At 49.4% G+C, this 13,034-nt stretch carries 12 protein-coding genes, 3 tRNA genes and 1 pseudogene; 4 read left to right on the top strand and 12 right to left on the bottom strand.

Annotated elements, in window-relative coordinates; translation table 11 throughout:
- Positions 1 to 14: 14 nt before the first annotated feature.
- The 5 genes from ccmE to ccmA all read right to left on the bottom strand — a co-directional run bounded on the left by ccmE (position 15) and on the right by ccmA (position 3,259).
- The gene (gene ccmE, locus LMG33818_RS04115; protein ID WP_442322076.1) at positions 15 to 548 is read right to left on the bottom strand and encodes a cytochrome c maturation protein CcmE; all 534 of its coding nucleotides are present in this window, start codon (positions 546 to 548) and stop codon (positions 15 to 17) included.
- A 186-nt stretch (positions 549 to 734) separates the two neighbouring features.
- Positions 735 to 935 (bottom strand): heme exporter protein CcmD, encoded by a 201-nt coding sequence (gene ccmD, locus LMG33818_RS04120; protein ID WP_442322077.1) that lies wholly within the window; start codon positions 933 to 935, stop codon positions 735 to 737.
- Complete coding sequence (locus tag LMG33818_RS04125) at positions 932 to 1,684, bottom strand: heme ABC transporter permease (RefSeq protein WP_442322078.1); 753 nt, start codon at positions 1,682 to 1,684, stop codon at positions 932 to 934. Before LMG33818_RS04125 ends, ccmD begins: the two co-directional genes overlap by 4 nt.
- 192 nt (positions 1,685 to 1,876) lie before the next feature.
- Entirely contained in the window at positions 1,877 to 2,575 is a 699-nt protein-coding gene (gene ccmB, locus LMG33818_RS04130) for a heme exporter protein CcmB (protein ID WP_442322079.1), read from the bottom strand.
- Positions 2,576 to 3,259, bottom strand: coding sequence for a cytochrome c biogenesis heme-transporting ATPase CcmA (ccmA, locus tag LMG33818_RS04135; RefSeq protein WP_442322182.1), 684 nt, complete (start codon positions 3,257 to 3,259; stop codon positions 2,576 to 2,578).
- 739 nt (positions 3,260 to 3,998) lie between these two features.
- Here ccmA and LMG33818_RS04140 point away from each other — a divergent pair.
- The gene (locus LMG33818_RS04140; RefSeq protein ID WP_442322080.1) at positions 3,999 to 4,475 is read left to right on the top strand and encodes a LexA family protein; all 477 of its coding nucleotides are present in this window, start codon (positions 3,999 to 4,001) and stop codon (positions 4,473 to 4,475) included.
- Positions 4,475 to 5,101 carry an IMPACT family protein gene (locus tag LMG33818_RS04145; protein WP_442322081.1) on the top strand — a complete coding sequence of 209 codons (627 nt, stop codon included), beginning with the start codon at positions 4,475 to 4,477 and terminating at the stop codon, positions 5,099 to 5,101. Before LMG33818_RS04140 ends, LMG33818_RS04145 begins: the two co-directional genes overlap by 1 nt.
- A 152-nt stretch (positions 5,102 to 5,253) precedes the next feature.
- Here LMG33818_RS04145 and LMG33818_RS04150 read toward each other — a convergent pair whose 3' ends face one another.
- Complete coding sequence (locus tag LMG33818_RS04150; RefSeq protein WP_442322082.1) at positions 5,254 to 5,586, bottom strand: chaperone modulator CbpM; 333 nt, start codon at positions 5,584 to 5,586, stop codon at positions 5,254 to 5,256.
- Between the two features lie 5 nt (positions 5,587 to 5,591).
- A complete protein-coding gene (locus LMG33818_RS04155; RefSeq protein WP_442322083.1) occupies positions 5,592 to 6,605 on the bottom strand; it encodes a DnaJ C-terminal domain-containing protein in 1,014 nt (337 codons plus the stop codon).
- 856 nt (positions 6,606 to 7,461) lie between these two features.
- Between LMG33818_RS04155 and LMG33818_RS04160 the strand changes: the two genes are divergently transcribed.
- Positions 7,462 to 8,403, top strand: coding sequence for a tRNA dihydrouridine synthase (locus tag LMG33818_RS04160; protein WP_442322183.1), 942 nt, complete (start codon positions 7,462 to 7,464; stop codon positions 8,401 to 8,403).
- A gap of 363 nt (positions 8,404 to 8,766) precedes the next feature.
- Complete coding sequence (locus tag LMG33818_RS04165) at positions 8,767 to 9,789, top strand: phosphotransferase family protein (RefSeq protein WP_442322084.1); 1,023 nt, start codon at positions 8,767 to 8,769, stop codon at positions 9,787 to 9,789.
- Positions 9,790 to 9,901: 112 nt separating this feature from the next.
- Here LMG33818_RS04165 and LMG33818_RS04170 read toward each other — a convergent pair.
- The 5 genes and pseudogenes from LMG33818_RS04170 to LMG33818_RS04190 all read right to left on the bottom strand — a co-directional run bounded on the left by LMG33818_RS04170 (position 9,902) and on the right by LMG33818_RS04190 (position 12,980).
- Positions 9,902 to 9,978: transfer RNA gene (locus LMG33818_RS04170), tRNA-Arg, on the bottom strand.
- A 298-nt stretch (positions 9,979 to 10,276) separates the two neighbouring features.
- Positions 10,277 to 10,353, bottom strand: a tRNA-Arg gene (locus LMG33818_RS04175).
- A gap of 92 nt (positions 10,354 to 10,445) precedes the next feature.
- Positions 10,446 to 10,538, bottom strand: a tRNA-Ser gene (locus LMG33818_RS04180).
- A gap of 201 nt (positions 10,539 to 10,739) precedes the next feature.
- Positions 10,740 to 10,907 (bottom strand): annotated as a pseudogene (csrA, locus tag LMG33818_RS04185) (carbon storage regulator CsrA); the annotation flags it as partial.
- Positions 10,908 to 11,729: 822 nt separating this feature from the next.
- Entirely contained in the window at positions 11,730 to 12,980 is a 1,251-nt protein-coding gene (locus tag LMG33818_RS04190) for an aspartate kinase (RefSeq protein WP_442322085.1), read from the bottom strand.
- Positions 12,981 to 13,034: the final 54 nt, after the last annotated feature.

The following is a 13,034-nucleotide window of genomic DNA, read 5'->3' on the forward strand; positions in this document are numbered from 1 at the left end:
CCTGAAATCCATTATCACTGTGCCGAGTTGGTCGCGGACCCCAGATTACCGACTCGGGCAACCCCTCTGATGGCCTGAGGTGAAAATCCTGCATCCATTTGCAGTCGGTATTTTTCAGGAATCTGACCGCCCTGTTTCAGTGCAGAAGCTACCTCAGGCGGTGTGTATTTTTCATCATGCTTGGCAAGCACCTGCGAGGCATTGATAACACCATTAGGCTCAAGCTTACCTACCACAACTACACCCGATCCCTCACGAAAGAGATCCGGTAATATGCCATCGAAATCTACTTTGACATTGGCATCGAAGTCGGTAATGACAAAACTGACATCCACCCCCTGAGCCGAATGCTCGATACTGTTGAAGCGTACTACGCCACCCGCCCGTAATGTCCGCCCCACGGGCGCCTGTCCGGCTACAATCTGTTTGGGTGTATAAAATAGATTCAGATTGGAACGCAAGGCATACAGTGTTAATCCGATTGCGACAGCAGCTAAAACTACCAGCCCGATTACCAATAAAAGTCGTTGACGCCGCTTGGGATTCATACCCTTTCCCTGTGGTTGTGTCGGTAACGTATGTAGGTGAATAACCGTGTGGTGTTCGTCATACAGTGTTTATCGTACAGACTTTTTACATACGATCCGGTGTTCTTAAAGTGCTCGTGGCGCCCTTAATGTGCTCATAAAGCTTATCATCCTGTCTTCCACGAACATTGGTGATATCGATCCAACTCAGGTATCCATTCGCTGCTGTGCCTTCTTGCGACGCTCCAGACGACGGATTTCAGTCAAAATACGGCGCCGCTCCCGCTTCGCCATGACAACCTGAATAAGTAATAGCCCCAATACCATACCCCAGGCCGGCCAAACATAGGGCGCGTAACCATTCATGTCCAAAAAGGCAGAGAGGCTGCTGAAGTAAATGGTCATCATGCTCCTCCCTTCTCTGTGGGCAGAGTAATCTCACGCACCCAACGGGACCGGTATTCACGCTTCAATATCTGATTGCGCATGCGTGTCAGTGTCAGTGCCGCAAAGAAGAAATAGAACCCCAGCATGGTAAACAACAGAGGTAACCACATCGAAGCAGGCATATCAGGCTTGTGAGTAAGGCTGAAAGTATCGGTCTGATGCAATGTATTCCACCAGACAACCGAATATTTGATGATCGGAAGGTTGACGACCCCCACTAGCGTCAGAATGGCAGCCGCCTTGGCACCACTATCACGGCTCGCAAAGCTGGCACGAAGCCCGATAATTCCCAAATAAATGAAGAGCTGGATCAGCATGGAGGTCAACCGGGCATCCCATACCCACCAGGTTCCCCAAGTAGGAATACCCCACACCGAGCCGGAGAAAAGGGCCGCGAATGTCATCGTGGCGCCAAAAGGTGCGACAACGTAGGCAGCAACATCAGCCAGTTTGATCTTCCAGACCAGATAAATAACCGCAGCGACCGCCATTACGGCAAAACAGGACTGCGCCAGCATCGCTGTTGGCACATGAACATAAAGTATGCGTTCGGAATCGTGCTGATAACGATCAGGTGGGGCGATCGCTAACCCCCATACACTTCCGATCAGGATAGTTATCAGGGACGCTCCCCACAACCACGGTAACCAGGGGCCCGTTTTCGTATAAAACCATTTGGGAGAGCCCCATTTATGTATGAATTGCCACATCGACCATCATATCCTGCGCTGCCAGTTTCACGTTTTATCAATCCTGGTCATTATAAGGATTGATTTGTCTCTTGCGTTGCCTGCTGCGGCCCGCAATTTTTTATTTTCCACTTTTATTTCTTCGGCATGCAGCGCTCTCGACAGCAATGCGATACCTTTTTCTATGAATCAATTTCTACAAATACGCTCTTGTCAATCGGCAAGCGTTAGCCTCAATGAGGCGGAAGTCGCCCAGGGAGCCAGCCCCAACGCAATCGCAAACATGGCCCCCATTATCGCCAATTGCGGCCCAATAGGTACATTCTCGATCGCCAACTGTGCGGCTCCCGCGCCAAATATCAGTACAGGGATATAAAGGGGTAATACCATGAGGGAAAGTAAAAGACCGCCCCGTTTGATGCCTAACGTTAACGCAGCCGCAATGGCCCCAACCAAACTGAGCGTGGCACTTCCCAGCAATAGCGTTACCACCAACGCCCAGCCATCAGTGAAAGGCAATCCCAACATACTGCCGAATATGGGTGAGAAAATCGCCAGTACAAAACCTGTTACCAGCCAGTGGGCTATCACCTTTGCCAGTACCAGCGGCGCAACCGGATGCGCCGACAACAATAGCTGCTCCAACGTGCCATCTTCATGGTCCGAACGGAACAGTCCATCAAGTGAAAGCAACATGGCGAGCAAGGCGGCTACCCATAAGAGCCCAGGCGCAATATTCCTCAATTGATGAGAATCTGGCCCCAATCCCAATGGAAACAGGATAACCACCAGTACAAAAAACAGCAGAGGCCCGACCAGATCCTGATGATGACGAAAACGGAGGAGTAACTCACGCTTCAACACAGCAATAAACGCTTGCCTGAGCCCCATTCGAGGTTCGGAGGTGGACATTCAGTGCGCCTCCCCTACTCGAATCTGAACGGAATGGCTGTTTTCCAGTGTATGTCCACCTCGTCCATCAAGCCGTATCCGTTCCACTCGTTCATCCAGCCCCAGAGGATGGTGTGTTGTAACCAACACAGCCCCCCCCTTATCGCGGTGCTCTGCAATCCAGCGTTCCAACAACGCCACCCCATGGATATCGATTGCCGTGAAGGGCTCATCCAGTATCCACAAGGCCTTTTCCTCAAGGTGCAAACGCGCCAGAGCCACACGGCGCTGCTGCCCAGCTGACAACCGCTCAACTGGCACTTCTTCAAACCCCAAAAGCCCCACTTTTTCCAGTGCCTGCCAGCGCAGTGCTTCAGCCGTGGATGGATTGTGTTCACCAAGGGCCTGATACCACTCGAGGTTTTCCAGCGGGCTCAATACCCCTTTAACACCAGAGTGATGGCCCAAATAAAGGAGGTCACTTTTCAGTGCCTGTGCGTAGCGATTCAGCGGCTTTCCTTTCCAGAACAACGTGCCCTGATAGTCGGCAAATTGCCCACTCAGGATTTTCAGCAGGGTAGTTTTACCGCTTCCGTTGGGCCCTTCGATCCATAACAACTGCCCTGATTCGAATGTAAAATTCAGATCAGTAAAAAGAGGACGGTCATCACGTTCACACCCCAACGACTCAGCACGAAAATGCACGGTCAAAAGGTAAACTCCACTGGAAAAAGGCTGAGTCATACAGAGGGAGCTCAGTATCAGAACTTTGCGAGATGCACACACTGCATGATGAAAGCAGGTAAACCTCACCAAACATGAACTACCATGGCAACAGCTAACAGATTCAAAACAGGATAAATTCAAATTGGCTGCCAATAATACGCCTATTCTTCTCGGCTCTCTACCCGATGTAAATGCACAAGGCGCCATTAACTTAAAAAAGATTATATTTCGCTAATACTTGATGAAATACATACGTCATCACTCAGCAAAGTCGCCTGGACGATTACTTTCAACGACGTGAACTTGTAGGTATGGGCACCTATCCAAAACAGACTTTTCCAGAACCCTCTCACATCCTGCACGTTGACCATGATTTTTGTGAATGTTTTCAAAGAGGCTTTTTTCGTCCAAAGAAAACATAACGTTTTCATATATAAGGACTTTAATGCCGATGAAGATAGTTGCGTGGAACCAGCGCCCATAATTTTTACTTTTACGTTCTCGACAACTGTTTACCCATACAGTACTCTGTATCTCAAACAGGATCGTCATAGCATGTCATTCCTGTCAGCATGCTTCTTTCTACCAGCGTGCTCCAGCATCGTGTCAGGCACTCACTGCACTCGTTATTCATGTCATTTGCCCCGCCAGGACACGGTTTCAGTAAATCGCAGCGCTTTTGACGCCGGTTTAGTGTTTACACCTTATGGAGAATCTGATGAACATGGCAACTGAGTCTCTTTTTTATAACCGCAAAAAGAATGTCCCCCTGAATGCTGAGGCATGGTGCCCTATAGATGCCCAAACATTGACGGATATCCCGTTATTGGGAACGATATCGGCGGGTATGCCCATTGAAGCCTGCCTGAATGAAGAACGTATTGCCGTCCCCTCAGAGCTCGTGCGTCGAAATACCTATGCCCTGAAAGTGCGCGGCAACTCGATGATCGACTGTAACATCTTCGATGGTGATATCATTATCATTGAAAAGACAGAGTCCGCCGAAAATGGTGAAACGGCTGTCGTCCTGATCAATAATCAGGAAGTCACCCTCAAGAAACTTTATATCGAAAAGACGGGCGTTCGCCTTCAGCCTGCCAATCAATCCATGCGCCCCATTTATCTGAAAAATGGGGATATTCAGGTGCTGGGTCTGGTAATGGGAGTGGCGCGCCGTCCTGCACAGGCCGCTTGATGAGTACCCTTTACCGATTTGACGTTCCCCGGGCAACAGTGGAAACCCCGCATACCGCAGCATTTGAAGTCAATAAAAGCCATTTCATTGCCTGGGTGGCGCGTTGTGAATCAGTAGAAGAAGCTCATGCACTGCTTCATTTGGCACGTGAACATTACGCTGATGCGCGCCATCACTGCAGTGCGTTCATCGCAGGCCCTCCGGGGGAGCAAACCGCTATTGGCTTCTCGGACGATGGTGAACCCGGAGGTACCGCCGGACGGCCCATTTACCAGGTGCTGGAAGGAAGTGGTCTGGGGCAGGTAGGCTGTGTTGTCATTCGCTATTTTGGCGGGATCAAACTGGGCACAGGCGGCCTTGTGCGTGCCTATACCAAAGCAGCCCTGATGGCGCTTGAGACACTACCCCTTGTGCCTTTTGTCCGCCGGGAAGAAAAACAACTCCTGACAGATTTCAGCGACGAATATACCGCCAGACGCTGGATCGAACGTCACGGCGGTATCATTAACACCGTTGATTATCAGGCCCAAGGGGCTACCTTACAGCTCGTTTGGCCCAGCGATACGCCAATGGATATTAATGATCTCAATCTGGAATTAAACCAACCGGCCGTATTGCTGGAGTAATATCCCTGGCCAAACGTAAAAAAGCCCGAGCATTTTGCCTCGAGCTTTTCGATACCTGATACGGGTAAGGCCCCTGACTCATAAGCTTAGTGGGTTCCGTCTACCGCTGGTGGAACCTCGCTCCAATAGCATCAGAAGCACCATGCACCCTCTCATTCAGAGGATAAATCCACCCAGCGGGACAAACGTTGCTCCAGGCGTTCATTGGCGATACGTAGGCGCCGGTTCTCCTCGATCAACTCATCGGCCAACGCTGCCCCTTGCCAATCCAGCTCCAGCTCATGCCGTAACCTTAGCACCCGACGTACCACTACCACAGCGTCCACACCGAATGTCCACTGTTCTGGTTCGTGTCCGACAGGCTCAATGATACCGTGCTCCACGATAGTAATGAGGGTAGCGCTGGGTACCGCAGTGCGGCGACGTAACTCATCGAAATCAACCCGCTCTACTGAGGTTGTAAAATCTGTAGATGTAAAAGCCATGACCATTAACTCCATTTTTCACGTGGGTTGAAGTGCTTGTGATGTTCAGCCAGCGACTTCCAGGCCTCTTCATCCCCTTCAGCACCACGTTCAGGCAACACAATCTTCAGCTGTGCATAAAGATCGCCATCCCCTTTGCGCCCCGGTAATCCTTTTCCTTTCAAACGCATCCGCGCCCCGGAGCGACTATTGGGAGGAATAGTCAATTGCAGGTGACCACTCAACGTCGGAATTTCTACCTTGGTTCCCAATGCCGCTTCCCAGGGTGCCAACGGCACGGTCAAAATCAAATCATGCTCATTAACGTCGAACACGGGATGCGGAGCAAACTTGACCTTGAGATAAAGGTCGCCCGCCTCACCACCGTTGATACCAGGGCCACCCTGCCCTTTTAGGCGAACACGCTCACCATCGCTGACACCTTTGGGCACACGAACCTTGAGGCTTTTTTCTATATCCTTGGGGCGCCCCTGTTCATCTTGTGTTCGTAGCGTGAAGCGCACCTCTTTGGGTTCATTGGAAACCACTTCTTCCAGAAAGACCGGTAGCTCAAGCTCGACATCCTGCCCGGCCTGTGAGCGAGATTGAGAGCCAAACCCTCCACCACCGAATCCGGCTGACCCAAAGTCTTCGGCACCAAAACCTCCTCCGCCGAATCCTCGCGCACCAGCACGGCCACCACGACCGCCAAAAACGGACTCGAAGAAGTCGGAAAAATCTTCTGCACCGCCAGTAAATCCACCCTGCCCCGCACCGGCCGATTCCCAATTCGGCGGCCTCTGGAATTGCTCGCCACCTCGGTTGCCATAGCGTTTCAGCTGGTCATATTCAGCGCGTTTTTCAGAATCACTCAGGACATCGTAGGCTTCACCAATCTCTTTGAATTTCTCTTCGGCATTCGCCTCTTTGCTCACATCGGGATGATATTTGCGCGCCAATTTACGATACGCTTTCTTGATATCCTTGGTATCGGCATCTTCTGCGACACCAAGAACAGCATAGTAATCCTTGAATTCCATATGCCCTCTTATTCCGTTGGAACCACATTCTTTGCTCGAACGTGATCATCAATAGGGGTGATCCTTTTTTGCATACTATGCTGGGAACACATTATTTCAAAACACCTACGATCATGATCGATAGCGAATTGTCCAATAACCTACCCGTATGCCTCGTCTTTCAAGGATCACATTGCCCACCACCCCATGCTATTGCAGGGGAATGGCTGGCTTTTCTCATTTCGTTTATTAGTCAGGGAAAACAGCCATCAGGATAACCTTGCGTGATACCAAAATGCTTAAACATAAAAACCGGTAATCAACGTCCAGGCATATCCGGAGTATCATTCTGTTATGTGTCTATCTTTATATATGAGTGTGATCAAGGCAAAACTCAATACTTAACGCTCATTCAATATACGTTTGGCATTTAAAATCAGGCGAGGACCTCTCTCAATCCCCCCCTGCAACTGCTTCCTGTTCAACCCACTCCCCCTACAATCAACTTTCCTTACGGCCTTTTCATTTAACTATTCCATACAACTAACTCTTCCATACAACCTTTTTCATGCAACAACAATTTGTATAGCAACAACTCATATAATGGCCATTCATATAAAGACTGCTCATATAACAGTCCATATAGCAACAGTCCATATAACAACAGCCTCTATAACAACAAGGCAACGCAGTTAGTGCAATAATTACATTATGGGCAAAAGATGCCTTACAGAATAATGTTTCAAGCCCTATAATATGCCCCCCCTCAACGGTACGCCGATTGATTCATCCACTTCCTGCCTCATACAAGGTCCAAACAACGCTGATGACATTCTCCGCACGCCCTGATCAACCCGCACGAATCGGATTGGCGCCGATGGAGGGTGTGATCGATGTTCACACGCGCCATCTCCTGAGTCAGATTCCGGGGTTGGACTGGATCGTGACTGAATTTGTCCGGGTCGTGGATGCTCGCCTGCCCGCTCGCGTATTTACCCGCATTTGCCCCGAGCTCAAACAGGGTTCGATAACGGAAAACGGAACGCCTGTGACACTCCAGTTATTGGGTTCAGATCCAAAGGCACTTGGGCAGAATGCCCAACAGGCGGTCAAGTGTGGCGCAACGCATCTTGATATCAATTTTGGCTGCCCGGCAAAACTGGTGAATCGGCATGGTGGGGGTGCCATGTTGTTACAGAATCCTGAACACGTATATACCGCCCTGAAGGGTATTACAGACGCCGTTGACATTCCTGTGAGTGCCAAGCTCAGGCTGGGCTTTAATAATAAGCAGCTGGCCGTTGCCTGTGCCGAAGCTGCCGTTTCAGCGGGTGCAGATCATTTAACCGTCCATGCACGAACCAAACGCGAGGGATATCAACCACCAGCACACTGGGAGTGGGTCGCAGATATCAGACGCCACGTGAGTATTCCCGTGATCGTTAATGGTGATATTTGGACATTGGAAGATTACTGGAAGGCTCGCACTCTGTCGGGTTGTCAGGATGTCATGATTGGTCGTGGTTTACTGGCCGATCCGTGGTTGGCCCAACGCATAAAACATTGGGTAGAGTACGGAGAACGGTTACCTGAAACACGCTGGAGGCAGAGAGCCGCAATACTGATAAAGTTTGCGGAAGCCTTGTCAGCAGAAGCGCTCGACAAGGTAATCGTGTCTTTACTGAAACAGTGGATGGCTATTATGCGGCAGCATAACGTAGAAGCACATGATCACTTTCTAACCCTTAAACGCATCAAGGATTTGCCTGAGTTCCTTCATGCGTTGGAGAAAAGTGCACATTCACCTCGCTCATCGTGACCATCACCTTTCGCCTCACGAATATCCATGAATCATACGTGATGGTGGGTTTGTCCATGCCTGCCTTCTTCCAGCCATGATTATTGATCACGGAATATCCTGTATGGGTACATGGTTGTAAGAATGCTTCTCCCTGTTGTTAACCGGACGCCCAAAAAGCCTGTAACGATATTTTTCCCACGTTATCGTCATTTGGATAAACATGCATTGAATGTCTCGGATTACTAAACAGCGTCACTTTTCAGTAGTACACTTGCAGCACAAACTATATACAAAAACGTTATTCATTGATGTTCAAACCCATGCGAAGACTGAATGTCTACGCGTGCACCCCATATCCCTCAGCAACAAGACAATTCCCCTATGAGCCACCAGGACCATTCCGAGATAGACAGAACCCTGTGGGAACGGCCAACAGCAGCGCCTGAGCTTGATCAGGTGCAAATCGAGGGGTGTCTTAAGCAATATTCTCCCCGTGGGGAATTGAGCGCCTATTCCGCGTTACCCGATGGGCTTGCAAATGGAAGTTGGGCTCTTCGCTGGGAACAACCGGAGCCGTCAGGGGATCTACAAGAGAAGCCACAAGAAGGACCATCAGGGGCCACGATTGAAAGAGGAGTATTACGTGTCAGCGCGCGCGACCATGACGCTTTCAGGCGGGAAGCACGGTTGTTGGCATGGCTGACTGAGGCATCGCTGGCTCCCGCTCTTTTGCATTATGAACCAGACAGCGTCTTGGGCTACCCGTGGGAAATACTGGAATGGCGTGATGGCATGCCCCTCTCACAAGCCCTACGGTCATCCTTTGATAGTTGCGCCCTTGCAAAAAGTATCGCCGAAAACTGTATCATCCGTATTCAGCTAAAAGAATCCTGCCCCATCCAGCTTCCCCAATCGTCCATAACCCAATTGCCTGAGGCAATGGACGCGCTGTTGGCCAATACTTGGGTAAAACAGCGTCTGGATAAAAGCCTTCGGCATACATTGGAAAAGGCAATGAAACATTACGCTTCCTGCCTTGAGGATTATGTACATCTGGATGGCATTGCACATGGCGATTTCGGCGGATCAAATCTATTGGTATCTCAGGGGGATACTCAAACACACCTTACCGCATTGGTAGACTGGGAATTTGCCTCGTTTGGTTCCCTTCTAACGGATTTGGGGAATTTGCTACGTATCCAGGCACTCAACCAAGACACGTTTATCATCCCGCTTCGGGATGCTTTTAACCGGGCAGGATTTCCTTTACCTGAAAAATGGATGTCTTTTGCATTACTGGCCGACAGCATGGGATGGCTTTACTTCTTATCGCGGCCGCTGGATCGCCCCTGTCTTTTCGCCGATTGCCATCGTCGTATTCGCTACATCACTCAGCGAGTGTAACAACACCTGAAGAAACGATGGAAACACCATAGCTCATACTTGATGGATGGATGGCCCAAAAGCAGACATAAAAAAAGTCCAGACCGCATAGAGCAATCTGGACTTTAAAAAATGGCGCGCCCGAGAGGATTCGAACCTCTGACCCCTTGATTCGTAGTCAAGTACTCTATCCAGCTGAGCTACGGGCGCATATCGAAGTGGCAATTGAATATCATGTCACATGGGGCGCTTGATTGGCTCGCCCTCAATTGCGGTGCATATAGTACATGGTTAATGTACCGTTTGTAAAGGATTTTTTGGAAACCAAATGAATTAACACGCCAATTCCAGTCACCCTATCGAGCATTCATATAACAAGCGCTTTCAACCACCCTATACGCCCACGATCAATAGTCCATGTGCAAAATAACACCGCGAAGACCGCAAGAATAAAAAATGGAATAAAGGGAAAGCTAAAGAAGTATTTGTTCGGGGAGATCTTACAGAATGGCGCGCCCGAGAGGATTCGAACCTCTGACCCCTTGATTCGTAGTCAAGTACTCTATCCAGCTGAGCTACGGGCGCGTATATGATCTTGGAATGATCATCGAATTGTGATGTTTTGCATTTACTTTATAAAAAGCGAAAGCTTTATTACAAAATAAGCGAAAGTGCTATGGCGGAGAGAGAGGGATTCGAACCCTCGATAGGGCTATAAACCCTATACTCCCTTAGCAGGGGAGCGCCTTCAGCCACTCGGCCACCTCTCCTAAAGCACGGCGCGCATATTATCCCGTCAGCGCCTAAATGTCTACCCCATCAGGATAATTTTATTGAAACACCTAAATCGATGCCTCCATTCATACGCATATTCATGTGCTCTTGCTTCCTTCTTCTTGGTCGTCATCGCTCTTTGGATTTTGTGAAGCAGCGAATGTACTTTCCAACCCACTTTCTTTCTCATCAAGAGCAGAGTCTTCACCCTGGATACGTTGAAATATTTCCTCACGGTGAACCGCTACCTCCCTGGGAGCATTCACACCAATACGAACCTGATTCCCTTTTACACCCAGAACAGTGACTGAGACATGATCCCCAATCATTAACGTTTCACCAACACGACGCGTCAAAATAAGCATATGACCTCCATATCGTACTCGACATCCAGTGTCGTCGGTAACTGTACAAGCAGGTAAATGAACCCCGGCATCCACGCCCTAGCGAATCATCTTCCCTCAATAACTACCCGGATAAAGGGATTACCTGCCATAAAGGTAAAAACTACACATGATGAGCACCAACGCCTCGTAAAAGGACTCCAAGCGTCAGTATCATTCATGATCCAAGGGCAGTAGAACCCTGATTAAAGGCAATCGATAACCGAATTCCGCCACAGGTGCTGCTTGTAATTTGCCGCCCCGGGTCATCATGGCAAGAGGGTTCTTCACCTGCATTCCAGTATGGGCGGGTACACCACCCATCTTTGGACTTCATAAGCCTTGATGGGTTCACTCTTTACAATCTTTCAATAAGCTCAGTACAGTCTTTAAAGAGGAAAAGAGATGGATAGTTACCGCTTTATCTATCCATTCTCCCCTGCTCAAAATAGCACAATAGCGAAGTATATAAAGATACCTTGAATCAATTTCCGCCTGATGTGGGGCATGCCCTGCAAACATGCTATTTGCAATATAGGCTGATACAAGTGACTAACCTATTGGTAATTCCGGAGAAATTGGGTGGGGGTATTGGGCAATGACAATCATTACTCATACAGATATATACGTTAGAACAGGCAAAATGCGTCAGGGTAATGCGTGACTGAAAGACAGCCTCGTTGACGAAAAAAAGGAAGGGAAATAAATGACACTGGGACGGTGCTTAGGATAACAAATATCAGGGGCGCTTACCGATGGCAAGCGCCCCTGTGAAATATCTGACAGGCAGTGTTCATGCAAGGATTAAGCTTCTTCGCTGATATCTACCTTATCAAGACCAAATCCAGTATGAAGCGCACGCACCGCCAGCTCGATAAACTTTTCATCGATCACGACAGAAATCTTGATTTCAGACGTCGATACCAAGCGAATATTAATGCCTTCCTGTGAAAGAATCTGGAACATTTTGCTCGCTATACCTGAATGGGATCGCATCCCCACGCCGACCAGCGAGACCTTGGCAATGTCCAGATCACCTTTGACCTCACCGCCCAATTCGGTCAGAACCTGCTCTTCCAGAATACGATACGCCTTTTTGTAGTCACCTTTCGCTACAGTGAAGGTGAAATCGGTTTGCTCACCACTGGCGGATGCATTTTGGATAATCATATCCACTTCAATGTTCGCATCAGCGATAGGGCTCAGTATCCTGGAGGCAACACCAGGAATATCCGGTGTATTCAAGACAGTCAGCTTGGCTTCGTTCGTATTGAAGGCAATCCCAGAAATCAGCGCTTCTTCCATATGCTGTGACAATGCGTTTTCCTCTGCAACTATCAGTGTACCGGGGCCATCCTCAAAAGATGAGAGCACTCGCAGCGGCACATTGTATTTTCCTGCAAATTCAACAGAACGAATCTGCAACACCTTGGAGCCCAAACTTGCCAGCTCCAGCATTTCTTCAACGGTGATGGTGTCCAGACGGCGCGCACGTGAGCAAACACGAGGGTCTGTCGTATAGACGCCATCAACATCGGTATAGATCTGACACTCATCGGCGTTCAGTGCAGCCGCCAAGGCCACCGCGGTTGTATCAGAGCCACCACGCCCCAGCGTAGTAATGTTGCCCTCGTCGTCGACACCCTGAAAGCCGGCAACAACGACCACTTGCCCTTTATCGAGCTGCCCACGTATTTCATCCGTATCAATCTTTTGGATACGTGCACGGGTATGTGCGCTATCCGTATGGATACCTACCTGCGCCCCCGTGTAGGAGGTAGCGTCGACACCCAGAGTTTGCAGCGCCATCGCCAGCAGGGAGACCGTCACCTGCTCCCCCGTTGAGAGCAGCATGTCGAGTTCACGCGGGCTCGGTTCTTCATTAATGGATTCTGCCAGCCCGACCAGGCGGTTTGTCTCGCCACTCATGGCGGATGCTACTACAACGACCTGATGTCCTTGTTCACGAAATTTTTTTACTTTGGCGGCAACTGCCTGAATACGCTCCACAGAGCCTACGGATGTACCACCAAATTTTTGTACGTACAGCGCCATGATGCCTTGTCTCATCCCTACTATGAGAGTGTGTATGTCTTCCTGAACGTATGT

This window comes from Cernens ardua, assembly GCF_051251085.1.
Lineage (GTDB): Bacteria > Pseudomonadota > Gammaproteobacteria > Pseudomonadales > Halomonadaceae > Cernens > Cernens ardua.

Bases quoted from the DNA above. Each gene is read 5' to 3' on its own strand.
- LMG33818_RS04155 (WP_442322083.1), bottom strand. From the start codon at position 6,605: ATGGAATTCAAGGATTACTATGCTGTTCTTGGTGTCGCAGAAGATGCC.
- ccmB (WP_442322079.1), bottom strand. From the start codon at position 2,575: ATGTCCACCTCCGAACCTCGAATGGGGCTCAGGCAAGCGTTTATTGCT.
- LMG33818_RS04125 (WP_442322078.1), bottom strand. From the start codon at position 1,684: ATGTGGCAATTCATACATAAATGGGGCTCTCCCAAATGGTTTTATACG.
- LMG33818_RS04190 (WP_442322085.1), bottom strand. From the start codon at position 12,980: ATGGCGCTGTACGTACAAAAATTTGGTGGTACATCCGTAGGCTCTGTG.
- ccmD (WP_442322077.1), bottom strand. From the start codon at position 935: ATGATGACCATTTACTTCAGCAGCCTCTCTGCCTTTTTGGACATGAAT.
- LMG33818_RS04160 (WP_442322183.1), top strand. From the start codon at position 7,462: ATGGAGGGTGTGATCGATGTTCACACGCGCCATCTCCTGAGTCAGATT.
- LMG33818_RS04165 (WP_442322084.1), top strand. From the start codon at position 8,767: ATGAGCCACCAGGACCATTCCGAGATAGACAGAACCCTGTGGGAACGG.
- ccmE (WP_442322076.1), bottom strand. From the start codon at position 548: ATGAATCCCAAGCGGCGTCAACGACTTTTATTGGTAATCGGGCTGGTA.
- LMG33818_RS04140 (WP_442322080.1), top strand. From the start codon at position 3,999: ATGAACATGGCAACTGAGTCTCTTTTTTATAACCGCAAAAAGAATGTC.
- LMG33818_RS04145 (WP_442322081.1), top strand. From the start codon at position 4,475: ATGAGTACCCTTTACCGATTTGACGTTCCCCGGGCAACAGTGGAAACC.
- LMG33818_RS04150 (WP_442322082.1), bottom strand. From the start codon at position 5,586: ATGGCTTTTACATCTACAGATTTTACAACCTCAGTAGAGCGGGTTGAT.